Annotated in this window: 21 protein-coding genes and 1 pseudogene; 7 read left to right on the top strand and 15 right to left on the bottom strand. The window is 56.9% G+C overall.

Annotated elements, in window-relative coordinates; all coding sequences use genetic code 11:
* Nucleotide 1 precedes the first annotated feature (1 nt).
* The 10 genes from CSQ86_RS03970 to CSQ86_RS03925 all read right to left on the bottom strand — a co-directional run bounded on the left by CSQ86_RS03970 (nt 2) and on the right by CSQ86_RS03925 (nt 9,512).
* Nucleotides 2–1,456, bottom strand: coding sequence for a purine-cytosine permease family protein (locus CSQ86_RS03970; RefSeq protein WP_100493837.1), 1,455 nt, complete (start codon nt 1,454–1,456; stop codon nt 2–4).
* A 76-nt stretch (nt 1,457–1,532) separates the two neighbouring features.
* Entirely contained in the window at nt 1,533–2,372 is an 840-nt protein-coding gene (locus tag CSQ86_RS03965; protein WP_165773734.1) for an NUDIX hydrolase, read from the bottom strand.
* 122 nt (nt 2,373–2,494) lie between these two features.
* Nucleotides 2,495–3,130: an SMC-Scp complex subunit ScpB gene (scpB, locus tag CSQ86_RS03960; protein WP_100493836.1), complete on the bottom strand. Its 636-nt coding sequence runs from the start codon at nt 3,128–3,130 to the stop codon at nt 2,495–2,497.
* Nucleotides 3,130–4,008: a segregation and condensation protein A gene (locus CSQ86_RS03955; protein WP_165773763.1), complete on the bottom strand. Its 879-nt coding sequence runs from the start codon at nt 4,006–4,008 to the stop codon at nt 3,130–3,132. The genes scpB and CSQ86_RS03955 overlap by 1 nt, the downstream gene beginning before the upstream one ends.
* A 29-nt stretch (nt 4,009–4,037) precedes the next feature.
* Entirely contained in the window at nt 4,038–4,877 is an 840-nt protein-coding gene (locus CSQ86_RS03950; protein WP_165773733.1) for a ParA family protein, read from the bottom strand.
* 184 nt (nt 4,878–5,061) lie between these two features.
* Nucleotides 5,062–5,988, bottom strand: a complete 927-nt coding sequence (gene xerD, locus CSQ86_RS03945) for a site-specific tyrosine recombinase XerD (RefSeq protein WP_100493833.1) — start codon at nt 5,986–5,988, stop codon at nt 5,062–5,064.
* A gap of 226 nt (nt 5,989–6,214) precedes the next feature.
* Nucleotides 6,215–6,598, bottom strand: a complete 384-nt coding sequence (rplT, locus tag CSQ86_RS03940) for a 50S ribosomal protein L20 (RefSeq protein ID WP_100493832.1) — start codon at nt 6,596–6,598, stop codon at nt 6,215–6,217.
* 54 nt (nt 6,599–6,652) lie between these two features.
* Entirely contained in the window at nt 6,653–6,847 is a 195-nt protein-coding gene (gene rpmI / locus CSQ86_RS03935; RefSeq protein ID WP_033890065.1) for a 50S ribosomal protein L35, read from the bottom strand.
* On the bottom strand, nt 6,828–7,562 hold the full coding sequence (infC, locus tag CSQ86_RS03930; protein WP_100493831.1) for a translation initiation factor IF-3: 735 nt from the start codon (nt 7,560–7,562) through the stop codon (nt 6,828–6,830). The genes rpmI and infC overlap by 20 nt, the downstream gene beginning before the upstream one ends.
* A 288-nt stretch (nt 7,563–7,850) precedes the next feature.
* Nucleotides 7,851–9,512, bottom strand: coding sequence for a spermidine synthase (locus tag CSQ86_RS03925; protein WP_117434549.1), 1,662 nt, complete (start codon nt 9,510–9,512; stop codon nt 7,851–7,853).
* Between the two features lie 77 nt (nt 9,513–9,589).
* On the opposite strand from CSQ86_RS03925, the gene CSQ86_RS03920 reads away from it, so the two are divergent.
* From CSQ86_RS03920 to ybaK, 3 genes are all read left to right on the top strand, one after another.
* Complete coding sequence (locus CSQ86_RS03920) at nt 9,590–10,330, top strand: thiamine diphosphokinase (protein ID WP_100493830.1); 741 nt, start codon at nt 9,590–9,592, stop codon at nt 10,328–10,330.
* Nucleotides 10,331–10,617: 287 nt separating this feature from the next.
* Nucleotides 10,618–11,676 carry a type I glyceraldehyde-3-phosphate dehydrogenase gene (gene gap / locus CSQ86_RS03910; RefSeq protein WP_100493828.1) on the top strand — a complete coding sequence of 353 codons (1,059 nt, stop codon included), beginning with the start codon at nt 10,618–10,620 and terminating at the stop codon, nt 11,674–11,676.
* A gap of 94 nt (nt 11,677–11,770) precedes the next feature.
* On the top strand, nt 11,771–12,280 hold the full coding sequence (gene ybaK / locus CSQ86_RS03905; protein WP_100493827.1) for a Cys-tRNA(Pro) deacylase: 510 nt from the start codon (nt 11,771–11,773) through the stop codon (nt 12,278–12,280).
* 153 nt (nt 12,281–12,433) lie between these two features.
* On the opposite strand, the pseudogene CSQ86_RS03900 reads toward ybaK, so the two are convergent.
* Nucleotides 12,434–13,447, bottom strand: a pseudogene (locus CSQ86_RS03900) (4-hydroxy-3-methylbut-2-enyl diphosphate reductase); the annotation flags it as partial.
* 146 nt (nt 13,448–13,593) lie between these two features.
* Between CSQ86_RS03900 and CSQ86_RS03895 the strand changes: the two are divergent.
* Nucleotides 13,594–14,541 carry an aldose 1-epimerase family protein gene (locus CSQ86_RS03895; RefSeq protein WP_100493825.1) on the top strand — a complete coding sequence of 316 codons (948 nt, stop codon included), beginning with the start codon at nt 13,594–13,596 and terminating at the stop codon, nt 14,539–14,541.
* A 134-nt stretch (nt 14,542–14,675) separates the two neighbouring features.
* Complete coding sequence (locus tag CSQ86_RS10085) at nt 14,676–14,750, top strand: 50S ribosomal protein bL37 (RefSeq protein ID WP_003817083.1); 75 nt, start codon at nt 14,676–14,678, stop codon at nt 14,748–14,750.
* A 130-nt stretch (nt 14,751–14,880) separates the two neighbouring features.
* On the opposite strand, the gene CSQ86_RS10080 is transcribed toward CSQ86_RS10085, so the two are convergent.
* Nucleotides 14,881–15,075, bottom strand: coding sequence for a hypothetical protein (locus tag CSQ86_RS10080; RefSeq protein WP_420838151.1), 195 nt, complete (start codon nt 15,073–15,075; stop codon nt 14,881–14,883).
* A 158-nt stretch (nt 15,076–15,233) separates the two neighbouring features.
* Complete coding sequence (locus CSQ86_RS03885; protein WP_165773762.1) at nt 15,234–15,899, bottom strand: sigma-70 family RNA polymerase sigma factor; 666 nt, start codon at nt 15,897–15,899, stop codon at nt 15,234–15,236.
* A 197-nt stretch (nt 15,900–16,096) separates the two neighbouring features.
* Here CSQ86_RS03885 and CSQ86_RS03880 point away from each other — a divergent pair, with 197 nt between their 5' ends.
* Nucleotides 16,097–17,665 (top strand): UDP-N-acetylmuramoyl-L-alanyl-D-glutamate--2,6-diaminopimelate ligase, encoded by a 1,569-nt coding sequence (locus tag CSQ86_RS03880; protein ID WP_100493824.1) that lies wholly within the window; start codon nt 16,097–16,099, stop codon nt 17,663–17,665.
* Nucleotides 17,666–17,737: 72 nt separating this feature from the next.
* Entirely contained in the window at nt 17,738–18,736 is a 999-nt protein-coding gene (locus CSQ86_RS03875; protein ID WP_100493823.1) for a lipid II:glycine glycyltransferase FemX, read from the top strand.
* A 54-nt stretch (nt 18,737–18,790) separates the two neighbouring features.
* Here CSQ86_RS03875 and smc read toward each other — a convergent pair whose 3' ends face one another.
* Both smc and CSQ86_RS03865 read right to left on the bottom strand, forming a co-directional pair.
* Nucleotides 18,791–22,456, bottom strand: coding sequence for a chromosome segregation protein SMC (smc, locus tag CSQ86_RS03870; RefSeq protein WP_100493822.1), 3,666 nt, complete (start codon nt 22,454–22,456; stop codon nt 18,791–18,793).
* A gap of 12 nt (nt 22,457–22,468) precedes the next feature.
* Nucleotides 22,469–24,070 (bottom strand): bifunctional folylpolyglutamate synthase/dihydrofolate synthase, encoded by a 1,602-nt coding sequence (locus tag CSQ86_RS03865; RefSeq protein WP_240542287.1) that lies wholly within the window; start codon nt 24,068–24,070, stop codon nt 22,469–22,471.
* Nucleotides 24,071–24,164: the final 94 nt, after the last annotated feature.

Genomic DNA, 24,164 nt, shown 5'->3' with positions numbered 1-24,164 from the left:
ATCAGTCCTCCTTGTCCTGAGATTCCTGGGCGGCGATGTCACCACGCTGGAAAATCAGCGCACCCACGAAGCCGATGACCAATGCCACAATCACACCAAGGTTGGCGGATGCCCAAGCGCCATCCTTGCCGCCGAAGAGGCCAAGGAAGTAGCCCTGCCATTCGAGCCAGCTGGCGGACGTGTTGACCACGAGACCCCAGCCGAGCAGCGTGCCGACCACGAGAATCACCAGAGACTTCACATTCCATGCACCGTAGCGACCATCAGCCTTGTACAGGTCTTCTGTGTTGTAGTCCTGCTTGCGCAGCAGCACATCGGCGATGAACAGACCAGTCCACACGGCCATCGGCACACCGAGGGTAATCAGGAAGCCTTGGAACGGGCCGATGAAGGTATCGGAGAAGAAGGTCACATAGACCACGCCAAGCACAGTCAAGGCTGCGGTCAAACCAGCGGCGGCCACGCGAGGCAGTTTGATGCCGAAGCTCAACAGCGCCAGACCGTTGGAGTAGTTGTCCATGATGGCGCCGGACATGAGGCCGAGCACAGCCACGAGCGTGAATGGCACGAGATACCAGGTCGGCAGGATGGAAGCCATGGCGCCGATCGGATCATTGCCCACAGCGTCGGAGAGCTTCTGGTTGGAGACGGCGAGCAGACCACCGTAAATCACGAGCAGCACCGGAGCGAGCGACGCACCGAACGTGGACCAGAACACGATGCCGGAATTGGAGGACTTGCGCGGCAGATAGCGGGAGTAATCAGCGGCCACATTCACCCAGCCCAAGCCGAAACCGGTCATCACAAACAGGAAGGCACCGAGTACGGATGGAGCCGAGCCGGCCTGCGAGGCGCCAACGGCGGCGAAATCGATGTGCGACCAGCCGAGAATCAGGAAGCCGATGGTCACCACGCCGCTGATGATGGTGATGGCCTGCTGCGCCTTCATGATGAGGTCGTAGCCGAAGATGCCGGCCACAACCACCAGACCGACCACGATGATGGTGGAGATGATCTTCGGCGCGGCACCGGAGCCCCAGCCAAGACGCTGGAAGGTGGAAGCGAGCGCCAGCACGGCGGTGGTGGTCAGGGAGATCTCCCAACCGAGCGTAGCAATCCAGCTCAGCACGGACGGCACCTTGGCACCCTCCACGCCAAAGGTGGCACGGGTGATGACCATCGTCGGGGCGTTGGCGCGCTTGCCTGCGATGGATACGATGCCCACCAGCAGGAATGAGACGACAATGCCCAGGATCGAGGCAAGCGTCGCCTGCCAGAACGAGATGCCGAATCCCAGCGCCCATGCGCCGTACGACATGGCGAGCACAGAAATATTGGCGGCGAACCAGGGCCAGAACAGGTCCTTCGGGCTGCCGTGGCGGTCGGACTCGGCAATGGTGTCGATGCCCTGTTCCTCCACGGAGAGCGCAGAGCTCTTCTCCTTGGTATCACTCATAGTGAACCTTCTTCTCTTGATTTGATCATTGATTCATTCGATGTGAATCGAAAAAATATGTGCGCTTCCTATCCTGTTATCGTTGCGCGGAAGGGATAAGCGGAGCCAGCGCATCATCGTGTGTAGCGGCATGTTGATGCTCCGCATTGATGGATGATCGGCTGGCGGAATAAGCACTCGGAACGCTAAAAGTTCCTTGCGCAATATCGTCAATCGGCTCTTGGGGAACATACCGGTATACCGTGGCAGGCCGCTGGCGACCTTCACGACGTTTTGACCCGGTGTCTTCCAAATCCCCCGAAGCAAGCATCTTGCGGCGGAAGTTCGCCAAATCGATGCTCTGCCCGGCGATGGCTTCATACACGTCATGTAGCTGGCGCAAAGTGAACGTTGGGCCAAGCAAACGAGTCGCCACATCGGAATACTCGATTTTGGAGCGCAACCGCTCCAATGCATATTCGATGATGGTCTGATGATCGAATGCCAATTGAGGCAAATCATCTTCCGGGAACCAGCGCACATTGTGACCATCTTCGAAAGCCACGGCTTCGCTTTGCTCCACCAGCGCCCAGTACACGATGGACACCATCGGCAATCCACCGTGAGACCGATCGGGATCGCCGAACGTATACAGCTGTTCCAAATAGCGCGGATGCAGCGCCGTCGTGGATTCCAATGCTTCGAACGCCGACTGCTCCAGAGAACGGTCAGCCCTCAAATGGCCACCCGGCAAGGCCCAGGACCCCATGAATGGCTGACGCACACGCTTCACCAACGGCATCCACAGTTGCGAACGCGCGGCATTGGACTCGCCATCAGTGTTATCGGCATCTCTGGGACCAAGCGCAAGAATTACCACCGAGACACCGACCTGCGGCGGCGCGTTACGGCGTTCTGATACGTTGCCAAATCCCATGCCATGCTTCTTTCTTCACTATCGAGAGATTGCAGCCATCGGCAAATCCCGTAGGAGCCTTCCCCTAGCTGCTCAGCATAGCACTACTTTTAGTCAGAATGACTATAACTAATAAAAAACGGTCACCCCTCGGAATAATCCGCCTCATCCGATTGGGCCAAATGTGCCACTTCCGCCTCCGATGGCAGGAATGGCGCCAATGACGGCAACTGATCCAACGAATCCAGGCCCATGCGCTCAAGGAAGAGTTCAGAGGTGACTAGCAATGCGGCGCGCGTTTCAGGATCGGCACCGCTCTCCTTAATGAGCCCGTGAATGCTCAGCGAACGAATCACGCCGTCCGAGTTGACGCCTCGAATCGCCGCCACCTGCGCGCGCGTGACCGGCTGCCTGTATGCCACGATGGCAAGCGCCTCCAAAGCGGCTTGGCTGAGACGAGCGGTCTGCCCGTCCGTCGCAACCGTTGCGGCAATGGATTCGAATACCGCTCGACTGGTGAATTGCCATCCGCGGGCGGTATGGCGCAGCTCGAATCCACGCGGGCGAATGCCAGCGCCTGCATCCCCTTCATATTCACACTGCAAGGCTTGAAGCGCCTGTTCGGCTACTGATATATCAAGATGAAGGATTCGCGCAATGTCCGCAGTAGTCTGCGGCTGATCGGCAACAATCAATAACGCTTCCAAGCATGAGGGCAGCCCGCCCGGAAAATCCTCTACCGTAAAACCGTCTTGAGGTTGACGCGTTGTATCACTCATCAGGCAAAGTCTCCTTCGGATATATTCACGTCGCTCATGGCATCATCAACACCGGCAACCCAACGCAGTTCTAGTTCCTCGAACGGTCCGCCCTGCCGGTATTGCAACGCTCCCTGCTTGAAGAAAATCAGTATCGCCATGAATCGTGCAACCACTTCCAGCTTGGAAGTACAGTCTTCGGTTAATTCGGCGAATGACATTGACTGCTTGGCGCTATTCTTCAATGCATTCATCAGACGATTGCGAACCAATGCGGATTGCGCGCGCAAATCGACCAGGGGCACATGGAGTTGGTGCACGAAGACTTCGGATGCCGGCGCATTGGCAATCACTCGGGCTGCCAGTTGGGCCAGATCAGTAGGCGTTATCGTCCATACCAGCTCAGGCAGCATAGCCGATAGCGCATCATCCATATATGCCGGATGCGGGAAACGCCCGGCATTGGCAGCCAAGCGCGCACGGAAATCGGATGCCGCCTGCTTATACGCGCGGTATTGGATCAATCGAGCGAATAGCAAGTCACGCTCACGCAGCGCCTCAAGGCTTTGCTCGTCAGCGCCTTCTTCGTCAGCGCCCGGCAGAATCGCCGCGCTTTTGGCCTCCACCAATATCGAAGCAACGTCAAGAAAGGCACTGGCTTCATCCATGTTTGCGGTGAAGTCGATTGCGCGCACATATGCCAGGAATTCCTCGGTAATCGAGGAGAGCGAAACCTCGGTGAGCTCAAGCTTATTATTGGCGATCAGTCCAAGCAGCACATCAAAAGGACCGGAATACACCTCCAGATTCACATGGAATCCTTCAGTACCAGCTTCATCAACGGCAGCAGCTGTTTCCTGCACTATATTGCTCGCCGTCTCAAAATCGGCATCGCTCATCATCGACTGGTTCGAGGTACGACGTCCGTTTATGCCACCACGCCGCGCGCCACCATTTCGCGCGCCACTTCACGATATTCTTTCGCGGTCTTGTGCCCAGGTGCATAAATCACAATCGGAGCTGCGGCCACTGTGGAATCCGGCAGTTTGATGGAACGAGAGATGCAGGTGTGGAACACCTTGTCTTTGAACGCCTCGTAGATGCGCTGGCAGACTTCCTCACAATGCAAGGTGTTGGTATACATGGTCACCAGCACGCCATCGACTTCAAGAGCTGGATTGATGCGCGACTGCACTTTTTCGATGGATTGCATCAACAACGCCACACCACGCAGGGCGAAGAATTCGGCAGCCACAGGGATGATTACGCCATCCGCAGCGGTCAAAGCATTAACGGTCAGCAAGCCGAGCGACGGTTGGCAATCGACGATGATCAGATCGTATTCGTTCTTCAGCTTGCGCAATACACCGTTCAGAATCTGTTCACGCCCCACTTCGGTGACCAGCTGCACTTCCGCGGCAGACAGGTCGATGTTCGCGGGGATGATGTCGATGTTTTCAAATGCTGTGTGCTGGACTACGTCATGCGGATCCACGGAAATATCGAACAGTGCCGTGTAAATCGTATTGTCCACCGCGTTCGCATTGATGCCGAGGCCCACGGTGGCAGCGCCCTGCGGGTCGAAATCCACGATCAGAACACGGCGGCCATACTGGGCAAGTGCTCCTGCGATATTGATCGAACTGGTGGTTTTACCTACGCCTCCCTTTTGGTTGCACATGGCGATGACCCTGGCCGGGCCATGCTGTTGCAGCGGCTGAGGAGCGGGGAAAGTTTCATATTCACGTCCAAGCAGATCGGTAGGCATACTGTTTACCTTATCAACATCTTCCACTGTCTGTGGTGCAACGACATACGTTCCGGCCATAGGCAAAGTTCCTTGTTTGAAACCATTGACCGTTTCCCGGTCATCGCGCCAATCTTCCATCGCCGCCCGCACCCTTCATCGCAATCGCAACTGTCTATAGCCTACTCTGTGAGGGATACCCGCCTCATCTGGCGCGCGGATGGGACGACAGATACGCTTCAATCAAGTGCTCAGGGCTCACATGTGTGTAAATCTGTGTGGTGGTCACACTGGCATGCCCCAGCAGTTCCTGCACGGTGCGCACATCAGCGCCGCCTTGAATGAGATGCGTGGCGAACGAATGACGCAGCGTATGCGGATGCAACGGTCGCGTGATACCGGCACGTTTCCCTGCATCCTTGACCACTTCCCAAATCGACTGCCGAGAAATGCGGCGACCTCTTTTATTGAGGAACAGCGCCCGTCGCTCCGGTATGGCAGCCGACGACCGGCGCTCAAGCTCACCTCGAGCCATATTGAGATATGCGGTCAATGCCTCGCATGCATAACTGCCAATCGGCACCAGACGCTGTTTGGAGCCTTTGCCCATAAGGCGTGCCACGTGCTCATCCAAGTCGATATCGTCAAGATTCGCTCCTGCAGCCTCGGAGACGCGGCAGCCAGTGGCATACATGAATTCCAGCAATGCTTTGTTGCGCAGTACCACAGGATCGTCCGATCCACCAACTGCGGCCGCATCCAGGAGCTTGGTCACCTCATCGATATTCAGCACATCGGGCAATGTGGATGCACCTTTCGGCGCTTTGATTGCCGCGGAAACATCATTGGCGACCACGTGCTGGGCCAGTGCGAAACGGTGGAACTCATGAAGGGAAGCCAACCGTCTGGCTTTGGATCGCGCGGACTCCCCCGCAGCATCCAAAGATACGACGTAGTCCTCGACGTCCCGGGAGGTAATGGCATCCGCATTTTCAATGCCTCTGGACTCAAGCCAGTCAACATACTTGTTGACGTCGGATTCATATGCCGACACGGTGGCTTTCGCTAGTCCTCGTTCTACGCCGATGTGCACAAGGAACTGCTCGGTGAGTCTGTCGAAGCTACTATTCATGATGCTCTATCGTAAGCCAATTCTTTTCTCGCTAAACGTACGTTGAGCATCAGTCAGCGTACGTGTAATGAAAAACAAAAGGGCGGAAAAACGGCGTACAACGACGAAACCCCGCCGAATAGCGGGGTTTCCATCACAATCTCAGTCCAACGGACCGTTTGTTTCACGCGTCCTTCGCAGCACAGCTGCTCACCTCGGCTGCAGACAATCCGGTGGATTGCCTGTCTCAGGCCTCGACCGGAGCGTTGACGTCCTCAGGCAGAGCAGCCTTGGCGGCCTCGACGATGGTCTTGAAGGTCTCAGGATCGGAGACGGCCAGCTCGGCAAGAGCGCGACGATCCAGTTCGATGCCAGCAAGGTGCAGGCCCTGGATGAAGCGGTTGTAGGTGATGCCTTCAGCGCGGACGGCAGCGTTGATACGCTGGATCCACAGCTTGCGGAAGTCACCCTTGCGAGCCTTGCGGTCGCGGAAGTTGTAGTTAAAGGAGTGCAGCAGCTGTTCCTTGGCCTTGCGGTACAGGCGGGAGCGCTGGCCGCGGTAGCCGGAAGCCCTCTCGAGAACAACGCGACGCTTCTTGTGGGCGCTCACTGCGCGCTTGACACGTGCCATAATCTATTCCTCAGCTTTCTAAAAAGTCTTAATTATTCGTGTAAGCCTTGAAGCTCACTTCTGCAGAAGCTGCTTCAGCTTCTTGGCCTGGCCACCGCGCAGCACAGCGTCAGCGGACAGAGCGCGACGCTTGCGAGCGGACTTGTGCTCGAGGTTGTGGCGCATAGCGGAACCGACCTGCATCACCTTGCCGGAGCCGGTGATACGAGCGCGCTTGGAAGCGGCGGAATTAGTTTTCATCTTCGGCATTGCTGCCCTCCTTGCTGGTTTGCTTCTTCATATCGGAAGTCTGGGGAGAAATCGAGGCCTTGGCATCGGCAACGGCCTGTGCCTGAGCCTCCTGCTTGGCGGCAAGACGTGCAGCCTGGCGAGCCTGACGCTCAGCGCGGGATTCTGCTCCACGGCGGCGCTGCTCGGACTGCGTGTGCACCTTCTTGCCCTTCGGGGCGAGGGTCATGATGATGTTGCGCCCCTCCTGCTTCGGCTTGGATTCCACGGTGCCGAATTCCTCGACATCGTCAGCCAAGCGCTGCAGCAGCTCGACACCGCCGATCGGGCGGGAGATCTCACGACCGCGCAGCATAATGGTCACCTTGACCTTGTCGCCGCCGTTCAGGAATCGGGTCACATGACCCTTCTTCACTTCGAAGTCGTGATCGTCGATCTTGAGGCGGAAACGAATCTCCTTGATTTCCGCGGTGCTCTGGTTGCGGCGAGCTTCACGAGCCTTGATCTTCTCGTTGTACTTGAACTTGCCGTAATCGATGAGCTTGGCGACCGGAGGCTTCGCGTTCGGTGCCACCTCGACGAGATCGAGGTTTGCCTCCTTGGCCAGGTTCAGCGCGACAGTGGTCGCGATGACGCCCACCTGCTCGCCCTTCGGGCCGATCAGGCGCACCTGCGGGACGCGAATCTCGTCGTTAATACGTGGTTCGTCGCTGATGATGACTCCAATCCTCTGCATGTTCCTACACGGGTCCACTGAAAATCCCAACAAAGCATCGGATTCATAGCAACACAAGCCATGCTCACGCTGGCCGCTCATCCGCAATGCTGACGCATGTCACATAGCATCACATCATTGATTGCTTTATCATCCGCAATCACTAGGCTGTTGCCTTGAACCCGAGACCTTGAAAGGTTTCCAGGTGGGGTTACCCCGCTTTCTTGATTTCTCAAGCCAAATGGAAAGTGTACCATACGCCCGGACATTACCTTCGAGCGTGTCGCAACTCATATCTCAGCGCATGTTCTATTGCACTGCACGCAGCAGACCGCCAATGCCTTCCTTCTGCAGGATTTCGCGGTACGGGCCTGCCTCCTGGGCGATGATCTGATCAATGGCGCGCATGCCCAGCACCTCCACCGGAGCCTTGTCATCGGTCAAGATGGTCGAGGAGGAATCCGGCTCGCTCACGGCGGTGAATCGACCGGCTACCTCTTCCATATACCATTCCAGCTCGCTGCTAGAAGTGCGCGCATAGGTCCGTTGCCGCAGACTATCCGCCTGGGCGATCTGCTTCATATCGCTTGTCGATTGATTGTCGGCCGGTTTTTTGGCGAATAGTTCACGATTCGTGGTATTCGGCACGTCGGCCGTGAGCATGTTCCCGGCACCGAACACACTGGCAATCGTGCCGCTCAGCGCTTCGTTGATGGATCCCTCGCCATCCGAGACCATATTTATATTGACCACCATCACGCCACCGGGATTGAGGTGTTCCCGAACCATGGAAAAGAATTCGGTGGAACTCATCTGGAACGGGATAGTGATGTCCTGATAGGCGTCGACCATGATCACATCGTAGGAATCATGCGAGGCGGCAAGCCATGCACGGCCATCGTACGTGCTGACCGGCACATCACTTGGCTCGGAGAAATATCGCCCGGCGAGGTTTGTGATCTTCCGATCGATCTCCACGCCGGTGATGTTCATCTTTGGATAGTACTGCTTGAGCTGGCGTGCGTAGGTGCCGGTGCCCATGCCGAGAATCAGCGCGGAATCCGCCTTGTCCGCGAGCGCCGGAGCGGCGAGCGCTGTGTCGTAGTACATGCCGGTTAATCCGGGTTCCTTCATCGTGACCGATTGCACACCGAACAGCACATTGGTGGACAGAATCGTGCGATCGGAGAGGTTTTTGACCTGCAGATAGTTGTATATGGACTCCCCTTCGTAGGCCAGGTTGGTTTCCCAGAATGCGAATCCGGTAAGCGGGGAGACGCAGCTGGTGACTACGAAAACCGCTGCGGACACCGCGCATGCCACGCGATGCGCTTTGATGGAGATGAAGTAGATCAGCGGAATCAGCAGCAGAGCGCCGGAGAATATCAGGAAGCTGACAAATGTACCGACAGCCGGAATCGTGACAAATGTGGGCAGGAAGGTGCCGAGAATCGAACCGATGGTATTGCAGGCCGAAAGCCTGCCCACCACGGAGGCATTGTCTTCCAGCGATGTGGTGGCGAATTTATTGAGTCCGGCGGTCACCGTGCCTAGCAGGAACAGCGGCGGCACGAAGATGATGGCACAGGAAATGAACGCGGCGATAATCAAGAAGTTCGTCGACACGGTGACGATCAGCAATCCGGAGATAATCAGAATCAGGTATTTACCGACCAGTGGAATCAGCGCGATCCATACGGCCGCGACCATGATGCGCATGTAGAGCTTGTCCGGGTTCGGATCCTTGTCCGCCCAGCGCCCGCCGAAGACAGCGCCCAATGCCAGCGCGATCATGATGGTGCCGATGATGATGGTCCACACGATCTGCGAACTGGAGAAATACGGTGCCAGCAGTCGCGAGGCACCTAATTCGGCTGCCATCACGGACATGCCGGAGAAGAATTCGGTGATATACAGGAACACTTTGGATCTGAGGATGGGTCTTTCGCTTGCCTCAGTGATATGCGCCATGTCTTACTCCCATCCATCCGCTCACAGGTGATGCGCTGCTCAGCCAGCCTAGCAGCAGACGGGCTACAGTTGACGTCATGACGACTAAAGTATGTGCGATTTTCGGCGCTGGCGAATATTACGGAGATCCTGATCCGGCATTGATTCCATCAGACGCTTATGTTGTAGCCGCCGATGGCGGACTTGACCACACTCGGGCCCTGGGCATCACACCGAACGTGGTGGTAGGTGATTTTGATTCGCTTGAAGGCGCTCGACCAGCGGCAGCCGATGGACTGCGAACCGTGGTGCTGCCGCCGTTGAAGGATGATCCGGATATGCTCTCGGCGCTGAAAATCGGCTGGGCCGCCGGATGCCGCGAGTTCCGCATCTGGGGCGGTCTTGGCGGCCGGGTGGACCACACGCTTTCCAATATTCAGCTGATGGCGCTGTTGGCCCAGCATGGCGCAAGCGGTTATCTCTTCGGAGACGGCACCGTGGTCACTGCCATCTGCGATGGGTCACTGTCTTTCGCCGCCCATCCGGTTCCGGAAGCGGGCCATATGGTTTCCGTCTTCTCACTGTCTGATGTTTCGCTTGACGTGAACGAACCGGGGCTTAAATACGAGCTCGAACACGGCACCTTGACCAATACGGTGGTACAGGGTGTGAGCAATGAATTCCGCGATAACGTACCCGCTTCGATCAGTGTGGCGCAAGGCACGCTGATCGTCACATTCCCCATTGAAGTGGCATTACCCTCAATCGAACATGTCCATGATTTCGAGGGAGGCATCGGCGAATTGGATACTGAAGTTTCCGCACTGCTAGTGCGCTGAAACATCAACGCCGAGCAACAGCGTGCAAGCGCTCAATCTCTTCTTCGCACCGCGTAAGGCAAGGCTGGCGCACTGCCTTGCATAAGACCGGCTTCGCAGCGAATGAACGAATGAAGAACCTCATGCAAACAGTGATGTGAACGCTCACAAAAAAATGGAATTTTTTGCCCAAAACACACGTTCAAACGTTGCTTTGTGTACACAGTCGGCATTACAGTAACAACTGTTGGTAAACAATGGCGTGGTGTGTCAAGGCACATTACCGCCACCCTACAAGGGAGAATTACATGACAGTTAAGATTGGTATCAACGGCTTCGGTCGCATTGGTCGTCTCGCCTTCCGTCGCATCTTCGAGCTGCAGGCTCGCGGCGGCCAGGCTGGTGACATCGAAGTTGCCGCCATCAACGATCTGACCACTCCGGCCACCCTGGCTTACCTGCTGAAGTACGATTCCACCCACGGCACCTTCCGTCACGACGACGGCACCCCGGTTGACGTGAAGGCCACCGAGGACTCCATCGTGGTGGACGGCAAGGAATACAAGGTCTACGCCGAGAAGGACGCCAACAACATTCCGTGGGTCAAGAACGACGGTGTTGAGTTCGTGCTCGAGTGCACCGGCTTCTACACCTCCGCTGAGAAGTCCCAGGCTCACCTGAACGCCGGTGCCAAGAAGGTTCTGATCTCCGCTCCGGCCAAGGATGACGTCACCCCGACCGTCGTGTTCGGCGTGAACCACACTATCCTGAAGCCGACCGACAACATCGTGTCCGCTGGCTCCTGCACCACCAACTCCATGGCCGCCATGGTCAAGCTGCTGGACGAGAAGTTCGGCATCAAGGCCGGCTTCATGACCACCATCCACGCTTACACCGGCACCCAGATGCTGCTTGATGGCCCGCGTGGCACCAAGTCCGGCCGCAACCTGCGTGCTGCTGGCATCAACACCATCGCTCACTCCACCGGTGCTGCCAAGGCCATCGGCAAGGTCGTTCCGTCCGTGAACGGCAAGCTGCAGGGTCACGCTCAGCGCGTTCAGGTTCCGGACGGCTCCGTCACCGAGCTGACCACCGTTCTGAACAAGGAAACCACCGCTGACGAGATCAACGCCGCCTTCAAGGAAGCCTTCTCCAACACCGATTACTACGGCTACAACGATGAGGGCATCGTCTCCTCCGATATCCTCGGCGACACCCACGGTGGTGTGTTCGACCCGACTCAGACCGATGTGAACAACATCGACGGCCTGACCCTGGCTCGCACCGTCTCCTTCTACGACAACGAGTACGGCTTCACCTCCAACATGATCCGTACCCTGCTGTACTTCGCTGAGATCTCCGAGTGAATCCGCGCGGGTCTACCCGCATAGGTTCGCTTAAGAACTAAGCTCATGAAACCCCCGCTGTGTGCGGGGGTTTCTTTGTAGTACAACAGAGACCATGGCAAAGAAGAACAAACACGGCAAAGGTACTGGCTCCACTCCTGCCACAGTGCAGTTGGAGAAAGCCGGCGTGGAATTCCAACTCTATGAATATGAACATTCCAACGACCATATGGACGATGGCTACGGTATAGAGGCCGCCACCAAACTCGGTTTCGACGAGCATCAGGTATTCAAGACACTAATGGCCGACACGGGCACCGAACGTGTGGTCGGCGTGGTGCCGGTCAGCGGCCACATGGATTTGAAGGCGTTGGCTGCGGCGGTCGGAGCGAAGAAGGCTACTATGGCCGATCCGAAGGTCGCCATGCGTGAATCCGGATATGTGGTGGGGGGCATCTCCCCGCTGGGCCAAAAGACCCATCACAAAACCGTTTTGGACGAAAGCGCATTACAATTCGATAAAATTTTGGTCTCCGGAGGCAAACGCGGGTTATCCGTCGGCGTCAATCCAAACGACCTTTTGAAGGTGCTGGATGGTACTGCGGCACCGATCGGCACATGGTGATTGCAGGGCTCCCGATATTTGTATTGGCTCCCCTCAACGAGAGGAGCCATAACAACCCGAGCCTAGGCTCGCGAAGCTACCGGCGGCGAAGCTCAGCCGACTGAGCCGTAAAATGAAGAGTTCAGTGGACTCTTCATAGGCGAAGTGAGCGAGCTATGCTCGCGACGGCTTCCCGCGGAGCTCTGCGGGTAGCACGAAATGCATGTTCTCCTTAATCGTCTCCACGGATTTCATGCCTGTAAAACCTTGGGATTGCAAGGCTTCGATAACGCCGGATACCAATTCGTCCGGCACGGAAGCACCTGAGGAAATCCCCACGACCTCAACACCGGTAAACCATTCTGGCTTCAATTCACTGGCATCATCCACACGGTAGGCCTTGCCTCGCTCCCCCAAACCTTCCTGCGCCACTTCCATCAGACGCACGGAATTCGAGGAATTCGCAGAGCCCACAATCACCACGCAATCGGACTGCTGAGCCACCAACTTCACCGCAGCCTGACGATTCGAAGTGGCATAGCAGATATCCGAGCTCGGAGGCTCCTCAATCCACGGGAATCGAGCCTTCAGCGCGGCGATTGTGCCGGCGGTCTCATCCACGCTCAACGTGGTCTGCGAAAGCAGCACAAGCTTCGTTTCCGGAGCGAAATCCAGCGACGCCACATCGTCCGCATGCTCAATCAAATGCACATGCTCCGGACTCTCCCCCACCACGCCGACCGCCTCATCATGGCCTTTATGCCCGATATATATGATTTCGTAGCCCTCGCGCACGAAACGGAGAACCTCACGATGCACCTTGCCCACCAATGGGCAAGTGGCATCCACCACATGCATGCCACGGCGTTTGGCTTCCTCTTTGACCAACGGAGACACACCATGGGCTGAAAACACCACCGGAATGCCCGCGGCGGCCGCGGCATCAGGAATCTCTCCTAATTCCTGGACGAATACGGCACCCTGATTCGCCAAATCCTCGACCACATGCTTGTTGTGCACGATTTGTCTGCGCACATACACCGGCGGCAAGCCATCGTCACGCACCAGCTTGCCCGATGATGCAGCCGCCTTCAAAATCGTCTGCACCGTAAGAATCGCACGATCCACACCCGCGCAGAAGCCTCGGGGATCGGCCAGCACCACACATTTGGTCATTCGTTTCTCCTTGTTCGCACACTGCCCTTCAGTCTAGAGCAGGTTCTCGGCAAAGCCCGGACTAATAAGGCGAGTAAGCACAAAAAACGCGCTACACTGACTGTTAGCGATAACAATGGTTATCGAACCCAACACAATCTCACTACGGGAGTGATTCCATGACGAACACAACGCCGCGCACCGGCCAGCAGTACAGCATTTCTTATGGCGATTACAAAGCCGTGATTACCGAACTTGGCGCCAATATGCGCAAGATCACCTACAAGGGCAAGAATGTAATTGTGCCGCTCGGCGCCGATGACCCCATCACCTGCTGCCACGGCCAGCTGCTCATCCCGTTCCCGAACCGTATCGCCGCAGGCACTTACGAGTTCGAAGGCAAGACCTACACGCTGCCGATTGATGAGCATGACCGCAACACCGCCATCCACGGCTATGGCTACCGCTCCTTCTGGAAGCTCGAGTCCTTGACCGAAAGCTCCGTCACCCAGTCCTGGCGCTCTCCGTTCCTGCTCGGCTACCCGTTCGCCATCAAGGTGTACGCCACTCACGAACTGACCGAGGACGGCATGAAAATCACCGTCAAGGCCGAAAACTATGGCGATGTGGACGCCCCGTGGGCCCTGGCCATCCACCCATGGCTGGACAATGGCTTCAACGGCTACGGCGACGAAATCGACGGCCACAACGCACAGTGCCGTCTGACCGTCCCGGCCGCCACCCACGTCACCGTGGATGACAATCTGATTCCAACCGGCACCGAGCCGGTGGAGGGCACCAAGTACGACCTCAACGACAACCCGCTGCTGGTCAACCAGCCGTTCGATGACGCATGGACCGACCTGAAGCGCGACGCCGACGGCTCCGTCACCGCCATCTTCACCCGCCCCGATGGCCTGGTCATCAAGGTCGGCGGCGACGAAACCGTCACCTCCTTCCAGGTGTGCACCGGCACCGGCTTCCCTGCCTTCCAGCATCCGGCCGGCACCGCTGTGGAACCGCAGACCGCGTATGCCAACGCATTCAACACCGGTAAGGATCTCATCGTGATCAAGCCTGGTGAATCCAGCACCACGAAGCTGTTCATCAAGGCCGAACAGCACTGAGTCCAATCAGTCACAGAGGTCTTCGGAATCACGCCACGTCGCGATGCACGACAATGACACACGTGTTGCATGTCGTCGGAGCGATGTGGCATAATTCCGAAGGCTTATTTTTTCTTTAAGTAAAGGAGTCCATCATGGGCATGCGCGGACGTAAGCGTAAGGATCGTCGTAAGAAGGCCGCTAACCACGGCAAGCGTCCTAACGCCTGATTCTTGACGTATTCCATTGGAATATGCATGAAGCCCGCCTGAGCAATCAGACGGGCTTCATTGTTTTTCTTCTCATTCCGGCAGCGGCAATAGAGTAGCTATTCAGTTTCCGGAGCTACACGTCACGTGGTCACTGATCTTCGCCACAACAATGATCGAGCGTGGCCTTAAGCTTTGCCATGAGGCATTCCGGAGCAACATCCGGGCGCAGATAGGCACGTAGCGCCGCAATCAACGCCTGTTCACGCGCATCGCAGCATGTTGAGGGATCAAAGCAATCCTCCGGCCGCCCATACTGGCCGTATTCCTGAGCATCCTGCGCAATCCCGCCTTGTTCAGACTGGCAGTTGCATGCCGCAGACCCATCGCCCGAGCAGCACTGCCGGGTGGTGATATGCACTTCGGTTCTGCTCACCACACCATCGGATGTCGCACTGGTAATGGAGATATGACGTGTCTGTTCAACGCTATGATCGTTCATCATCACATCTCCTTTCCATCATTTCCATTATGAACGGTTTCGTGGCGCTCACTCGCGTTTTTCCGCAACTTCGCGGATGGTGAACCGGCTGATTTCGCCGTTTCATCTGCTACATACCCACGTTCGCGCGCATATGCTGCCAATTCACGTTTGAGCTGGGCTCGCGCACGGTTCAAACGACTCATCACCGTACCGATTTTTACCCCCTGCTCATCCGCCACCTGCTGGTATGACTTGCCATCGATAGCAGCATCGATAAACACCTGGCGGCGCTCGGGGGAAAGCTTGGCAAGCGCCTGCATAATCTCTTCAGGAGCGAAAGCGTCCAGATATTCCTCTTCAGCGGATTTCAGCCCATCCGATGAATGCTCCGCGGCGTCATAGATATCCCAGTCATCATATTCGCCGGTTGAATCATTGGCGCGCTGAGGGCGACGCTTGGCTTTGGCGTACTGGTTGAAGTAGGCATTGCGTTCGATGGTGGTCATCCACGCCTCGAAATTGGAGCCGGGCTGGAAGGTGTCGAAGGCCTTGAAACCACGCTCGAAGGTATCCTGAACCAAATCCTGGGCATCCTCGGGATTGTTGGTCAAACGCATCGCCTGCCGATACAGCGCATTGACAGCAGGCATGGCCAGCTGCTCGAACCGGGCGCGTTTGGACGCCATGGTCTCCCCCAAAACCATGTGCTTGCCCGTGTTCGTATCGCCTGGAGCGATTTGATCTGGTACTTGGTTCGTTGTGGTCACGATTGCTCATTGTAGCCAACTCGTGTGCTCATATCGTGGCCGATGCCACCGCTGCCATGCCGTGGCGCAAACGGACTGTAGAATATCTTTCGGTAAGAAACAGGGAGAAACGATTTATGGCTTTGACTTTGGCCTCGGCGGCACAGCTGCTTGAACACCATCATCTGTTACGCGAAATCATCGCAGGCGATTGCTGGACTCTTGATGCCGGGAGAATCGCCGAACACGATCATCCGTTCGGCAACATCACCTATGACACACGTGAAGTAGCCGATGGCACCTTGCTGTTCTGCAAAGGCAATTTCAAGTCTTCATTCCTTCGGAACATCGACGAACGCGGTCTGGCCGCATACGTCGCCCAGACGGATTACAGCCAGGAGACCTCCGCTCCCGGCCTGATCGTGACCGATGTGCGCAAGGCCATGAGCCTGCTATCCGCCGAGTTCTTCGGCCGCCCGCAAGACAAGCTCACGGTAATCGGCATCACCGGCACCAAAGGCAAGACCACGACCGCCTATTTCACGCAGGCCGTACTCAACGCCTATTCCGATGGCAAATGCGCGTTGTTCTCCTCGGTGGACAACTGTCTCGATGGCCACACCTACGTCGAATCGGCCCTGACCACCCCGGAAAGCCTCGACGCCTTCCGCATGATGCATGAGGCCGTGAGCAATGGCATGCGATACCTCGTCATGGAGGTGTCTTCCCAGGCTTACAAGGTCAACCGAGTCTATGGACTCACATTCGATGTGGCGGCGTTCCTGAACATCTCTCCCGATCACATCAGCCCCATCGAGCACCCAACGTTCGAGGACTACCTGTACTGCAAGCGTCAGATTACCAATAACTGCAAGTTGCTGGTGCTCGGCACCGATTGCGATCACGCCGATCTGATTCGCGAAGACGCCCATAACGCTCAAGTGCCGGTCGTCACATTCGCGCTCCGTGATGGAGATACAGGCAGCGTCGCGCAAGACAGCGATTTCATTGCGTTGCCTGACCCGAATAATGCATCGCGATACATATTCCGAGAACATGGCCAAGCCATCGGCGACTTCTCTCTGGAACTTGAGGGCGGATTCAATGCCGCCAATGCGGCCACGGCCATCGCGCTTTCCCGTGCGGCAGGAGTGCCTGAGGATTCCTCCGCATTCGCCGCGCTGGAACATGTCCGTATTTCCGGGCGCATGGAGCATTTCGCCAATCAGGATGGCACGATTGTGGCGTATGTGGATTATGCGCATAATTTCGTCAGCACTCGCACGCTGATCGATTTCGTGTCGCATAAGTATGCTGAACGCAATCCCCGCATCATCGTGGTCACCGGTTCCGTCGGAGACAAAGCCGTGGATCGTCGCGAGGGTATTATCAACGGAGCTCAGGAAAAAGCCGATCGCATCATCCTAACCTCGGAAGACACCGTTAAGGAGCCGATGCTCGATATCTTGAACGAGATGCGCGGATACATCACCAATCCCAATGTGTCCAGCGAAATCATTCTCGACCGTGCCAAGGCCATCGAACAGGCCGTTCGGGAGGCCGAACAGACGGCGGCGGAGGGTCGCATGACCGTGCTGCTGGTCATCGGCAAGGGCGAGGAGCAGTGGATCAAAGTGGAAGGCAAGCACGCTCCCTACGAAGGAGACGGGCATGTTGTACGCCGTCTGCTCGGCATCGCGCAGTAATCAGCAATCAGAACAACAATCAATTGATTTATCGCCAACAGTTTGTGCACAAGAGAACATAGGATTATCACAATGATTACTTTAAAGAAAGTCGATGGAGCCACACTCGAATCCGAAGCAGCGCGGGCGGGCATCGCCTTGCCTATTGAGCAGACGGCAGTCTGGTCGGACTATCAGGCGGATATTGATGGCCGCACACCGTGGGGCAGCTATCTCATCACTCAAGATGATGCAGTCATAGCGGTGATTTCGTTCATTGATTATGAAACTCACGGATATCACTATCTCCGATCCGTTCACGGCCCGACTTGGCTTGCCAAACCAAGTGAATCCGATGAACAGAAGGTGATCGCCGCCATCGTGGATATGGTTAAGCGCACCGATCGCAACATAGCCTTCATCCGTATAGACACTTGGTATAGCACCGGCACCAAGCCAGTGCTGTCCACTGTGCCTTACGATGCTACTGTGGTCATTGACGTGACAGGTGGCGATGATGCGATTCTGTCCCGCATGAAGCGCCGTGGCCGCCGCGATGTGCGCAAGTCCCTCCGAGAGTGCCCGGCTGAGGTAGCAGACGAAACGCAGCAGGCGCTAAAAGATTTTTCCGAGTACTACGACGTTATGGTCGAGACCGGCAAACGTGACGGTTTCGCTCCCGCACCGATGAGCGATTATTCCGATATGATCAAGGCCCTTGGGGCCAATCATTGCCGTGTCTTTGCCGCACGCATCGAGGGTAAGGTCGTAGCCTGGTCTATCGTCACGGTGAATGGTTCACGCGCCGTACGCTACTATGCGGGAATGCGCAGTGAGGTTATGCGTCTCCATGTTACCGATAAACTGCTGTATTCCGAATGCTGCATCCTCGGCACACAGGGCATCACGGATTACGATTTGATGGGCATTGGATCGGATTTCGCTCCCTCGTTGAAAGGACTGAACGAATTCAAGACCAAGTTCACCGAAGAAATCACCCCAGTAGCTCCAGCTCGTGATATTCCGATTAAGAGGAGCTTCTACTGGGCACTGCAGATGCTGCAGCATTTGCGCAAGTCCCTGCGAAAGTAGCAAGGCAACAATACCGGTGGCGGGAGCGCTCTTCATACGAGTCTCCCGCCATTTTTATTTGCGATTCAGTTTCTGGCTGATAACGGCGGTCACGCCATCGGCGCGCATGGTTACACCGTAGAGCGCATCGGCGATGCTCATCGTGCGCTGCTGATGGGTGATGATGATGAGCTGCGCATGTTCACGCAGCTCATTCAACGCATTGATCAATCTGGTGAGATTCACATCATCGAGCGCGGCCTCCACCTCGTCCATCACATAGAACGGGCTGGGACGTGCGGTGAAGATGGCGAACAGTAGCGCCAATGCCGTCAACGAGCGTTCCCCGCCGGAAAGCAGACTCAGCTGTTTGACGCGTTTGCCGGCAGGGCTTGCCTCCACCAATACGCCAGTGGTCAGCAGATCATCCGGGTTTTCCAAACGAAGCCGCCCTGTGCCTCCGGGGAACAACGTCGCGAATACTTGTTCGAAAGCCTTGGCGGTATCATCAAACGCCGCTTTGAACACCGTGACCATGGTGGAATCAAGGTCCTTGATCAATTGCATGAGATCATCACGGGACTTCGCCACATCGTTACGCTGATCGTTAAGATATTTATTGCGCTCCTCCAAGGCTTCATATTCTTCCATGGCCAATGGATTGATCTTGCCGAGGGCTGCCAGATCGCGCCGGGCTTTGTCCAATCGTTTCCTCTGCTCGGCGCGGTTATAGGGCACGGTCTGGAAGCGTTGCGACGGTGCTTCATCTTCGGAAGCCGTCTCGTCACCGGATGGTGAAACATCGTCATCCGACGACTCGTCGAGCGGCACTGGGTTGCCGTCATCATCGAGAACCGGCACGGGCTGGTCAGGACCATATTCCTGGACCAATTCCTCCAACGTCAATCCGAGTTCGTCGGAAACTTTCTGCGTAAGCTGGCCAGTCTCCATGGCGAGTCGTTCACGATTCACATCCAACGTGTGTTCACGAGCGGTCAGATCAGTGACCTGGGGCTCAATGGCATTGCGTTGCGCGCGCAACGTCTTCAGCTCTTCATCATGGCTGGACGCTTCAGCCTGCAGACGGTCACGCTCGCCTGCTATGCCTTGCAGCGTCTCCGCCACCATCGCAGCCACACTGCGCGCATCTTGGGCCACACCTTCCAAATGTGTGACTTGCACCCTGCGCTTGGCATTCAATGCTTCGATACGGATGCGTCGTTCCGTCGCCTCCTTGGCGTTATCGCGAAGCAATTCCACCTGCCTGCGCAATGATTCGGCCTTACGGGAGGCATCATTCCAAGCGATTTTGGCCTCGACCTCATGCTCCCGAGCACGGGACAATGCCTGTTCAAGTTCATGTTCCCGTTCCTCGAGATCATCCCATTGTTCCTGTGTGCCGCCGGACTGCTGAGCGGATTCCAAAGCACGCTTGAGATCATCGAGCTTGAGCTGATGGTCATGCTCCTGCGATTTCGTCTCGGCAATACGATGATCGAATTGCGCGACCTGCTTGTTCAATGAGGCAAGTCGCTGTTGCGTCGCCTGCAATGTTCTCTGCGCTTGCTGTATCTTGAGCCTGAGCTCAGTGCGCTTGGAGGATTCCTGATCGACGGCTCGCGCAGCCTCATCCCGCTGCCGTTTGGCGTGGGCTACCTGTTCGGCAACCTGTTGCTCCTGAACTTCGAGTTGCGATGCCTGTGCCAATGCCTTATCGCGTTTGGCGGCAAGAGCCAAATCGGATTGGGAGAGCGATGAGCCACCAACCGCCGCCACTCCCCTGCACAGCATTTCGCCTTGGGCTGTCACTGCCTGTTCCGCTTGTCCGGATTCCACCAGATGTTGTGCCTGTTCGAGGCTATCCGCCGCAATCGTATCGTTCAGCAGCAGTCGCACAGCAGCTACCACATCCTGTGCCGCAACGTTGTTGGCAGCCTGAGGATTGATGGTGACCAGCGAATCAAGCCGACGAACGGTTCCCCTGTCCGCATCGTCGGCATCTGTCACTGGCGGATGTTGTTCCATTCGCGCGGTCGAGCCATGCGCTGCCGCAATCATCACGGCCTTCCCCAGCTTGTCTTCGCGGGCACGTTCCAACGCATGGAGCATGTTGCTCGACTCGGCGACCACGATGGCACTGGAAAATTGGCCGAGCACATGGGCCACCGCTTCTTCCCATCCTTCAGCGACATGGATGAAATCGGTGAGTCGCCCTAAAACGTGCGCGGCTTCGTCATGTTCCAACGCGCCGGATGCGTTACGACTGGCCAATGTGTCGGCGAGCGCATCGGCCTTGGCGTTCAGGGAGATGATCTGCGATTGCAGATTGCGCTGCGTGCCCGTCAGATCATTCAGCGCATCGCGGCATTCCGACAATGTTGCACGGGCGGCATCCAACGCCGCACCATTGTCGTCCGAAACCGCTTCGGATTCCTTATGCAAGGCATCAAGTTGGAGCTGTACGCCGTCACGCTGCTCGACTGCCGTTTTGCGCTGGCCTGTATAATCCTTGGCCCTGCTTTGGGCTAATTGCACTGCGGATTCCTCGCGAGCAATCAATTCACGAAGCCTGGTGATTGCGGAGTCGCGCTCCTGCGCGGTTTTGCGCAATTCAGTCAGCGTCTGGCGTACCGAAGCCAACTGTCTTTCATTATCGGCTCGCTGTTCCGTGGCCTTGTCGAAAGCCAGTCGGGCATCGCTCACCATGCGGCTCTGCACACCGGCCTGTTGCTCAAGCTCATCGGCACGCGCATGCAGCAAGTCGGGATCCTCGCCCATATTGCTGACGATGCCGTGAGCCGTCGATTGTGCACGTTCGTCGGCAAGTTGCGCCAGAGCAAGCAGCCGTTCCCGGGTTTGGGCGAAATCATGCCAGTATTGATTGGCTTGCGCGATGGCGGGACTCGATTGGGAGGTCAGGGATTCCACCTGCTCGATGCGCACCTTCACTTGCGCCAGCTCACGTTGGGCGGCAGCCAAATCAATTCGCACTTCGCCCAGTTCCTTGCGCACGGTTTCCCGGCGGGTCATCGACTGCTGCGCATCTTCGGCATACAGTCGGGCCTGCGCGTCTCGCACCGATATCTGAATGGCGTCCGCTCTGCGAGAAATGCGGGCCTGTCTACCGAGAGGACCTAACTGGCGATGCAATTCTCGGAGCAAGTCATCCAAACGGTTCAGATTCGTCTCGGTATTGGCCAGTTTGCGCAAGGCGCGTTCCTTGCGCTTGCGATGTTTGAGAATGCCTGCGGCTTCCTCGATGAATGCGCGATGTCCGGACGGATCGGCTTTGAGAATCGCGTCCAATCGTCCTTGGCCGACAATCACATGCATTTGTTGGCCAAGACCCGTGTCTGAAAGCAGCTCCTGGATATCCAGCAGGCGGCATGTCGACCCGTTGATGGCGTATTCCGAACCGCCATTGCGGAATATCGTGCGGGAGATGGTGACTTCCGTGTAATCGATATCCAATGTGTGATCGGAGTTATCGATGGTCAGGCTCACCTGTGCGCGGCCAAGTGGAGGTCTGGAGGACGTGCCCGCGAAGATCACGTCCTCCATGGATGTGCCCCTCAGGTTCTTGGCACCCTGCTCACCCATGACCCAGGTCAGCGCGTCGACGATATTCGACTTACCTGACCCGTTCGGGCCTACGACCGCGGTAATCCCAGGCTCGAACCGCAAGGTGGTGGCCGAAGCGAAGGATTTGAAGCCGCGTAGGGTGAGCTCTTTGAGATACATGGAGTAGGCCCGTCACTGACCTGCAGCCTGATCGGTGCCGTCAGCATCCGTATCGTTCGCGTTGCCGCCGAGACCGGATTTGCCAAGGCCAAGCACATCGAATACGTCGAAGTCGTCAGGGCTGATCTGGTCGTCGAGCGTATCGGCGGCATCATCATCGGCATTCGAATCATCAGAATCATCAGGATCGACCACCGGCTGATGGATGTTCATGGCCTGCTTCATGGTCGGGCTCGCATGCTCCTCAAGCATCGTGCGGGCGTCACCGGCGGTGACAAAGCTGCCGCAGATCAGCACACCATGGCCATAGCCAACGCCCAGTTCATCTTCGGCATCGACCATGTTGACGGCGGTCTGAATGGCATCCGGCAGATTCGGTTCCTTGATCACACGGTCACGGCCGAATACATCCACGGCAATCTTCTCAAGATCGTCGGCGGACATCACACGGTCACGCCAGGAGTTTTCGGTGACCACCACGGAGCTCAGGATCGGTTCCAGCACGCCGAGGTATTCCTCAACCTGCTTGTCGCGCATCATGGCCACCACACCAACCAGCTGCTTGAAGTCGTAGCTTTCCTCGATGGCCTTGCGCAACGCTTCGGCGGCGTTCACATTGTGCCCGCCGTCCAGAATGATGGTCGGCGAGGTGCGGATCTGCTCGATGCGGCCGGGAATCTTAACCGAGCTCAACGCCTCGGCCACCAGATCACCATCCAACGGTCCATTGACCGGAATCACCACTTCGGCGGCGGCGAGCGCAGCCAGCGCGTTATGCGCCTGATGTTCGCCAAACTTGGCGATTGGCACACCTTCGTATGTGCCGTTCGGCGTGGTCAGCGTGGCGACCTGACCGCCGACGGCCGGCATACGGTCGGACACCGTCATCTCATAGCCATCACGCACCAGCGTGGCGTGGTTGCGCGCTGCAGCATCCTCGATGATCGGCATGACTGCTTCCTCATGAGGCTGCGGGCCGATGATCGCGGTGCAACCGGGCTTGATGATGCCGACCTTCTCACCGGCGATCTTCTCGACCGTGTCCCCCAGCCACTGCATGTGGTCCATGTCCACCGGACCGATGATTGCGGCATCGGCGTTAATCACATTTGTGGCATCCCATGCGCCACCCATACCAACCTCCACGATGGCCACATCCACCGGGGCATCGGCGAACTTCCAAATGGCCATGGCGGTGAGCACTTCGAAGAAGCTCATCTTCGGCTTGCCCTGCTCCTCCATCTTGGCGTCAACCAAAGCCACCAAGTCCTTGGTCTGATCCCAAATATCGATGAAATCATCATCGGAAAGCTGCTGGCCATCGATGCAGATGCGTTCGTTGATGCGCTCCAGATGCGGAGATGTGTAGAGACCCGTGCGCATGCCGTATGCACGGCAAATGGCCTCGGCCATACGAGCGGTGGAGCCCTTGCCGTTGGTGCCGGTCACATGAATCACGCGGAAGGACTGTTCGGGGTGTCCGAGCAAATCGAGCATCAGATTCATACGATCCAGATCAAGGTTCGTGGTGTTGTGCTCAGGAGGCCGGCTCATGATATCCAGCTCGACGTCCCTCATCGTCTCGTTGTTCCTATTCGGATGCTCGAATGACATACCCATCCTCCATCTCAATTCTTTGACGCATTGCACTCCCGACTCGGTACTGACCGCCGCCGGGCTTGTGAAGCGTTACCCCGTTCCATCTTCG

It is taken from the genome of Bifidobacterium felsineum (genome assembly GCF_002802915.1).
In the GTDB taxonomy this organism is placed as follows: Bacteria; Actinomycetota; Actinomycetes; order Actinomycetales; family Bifidobacteriaceae; genus Bifidobacterium; species Bifidobacterium felsineum.
This window is presented reverse-complemented; position numbering and strand designations above follow the sequence as displayed.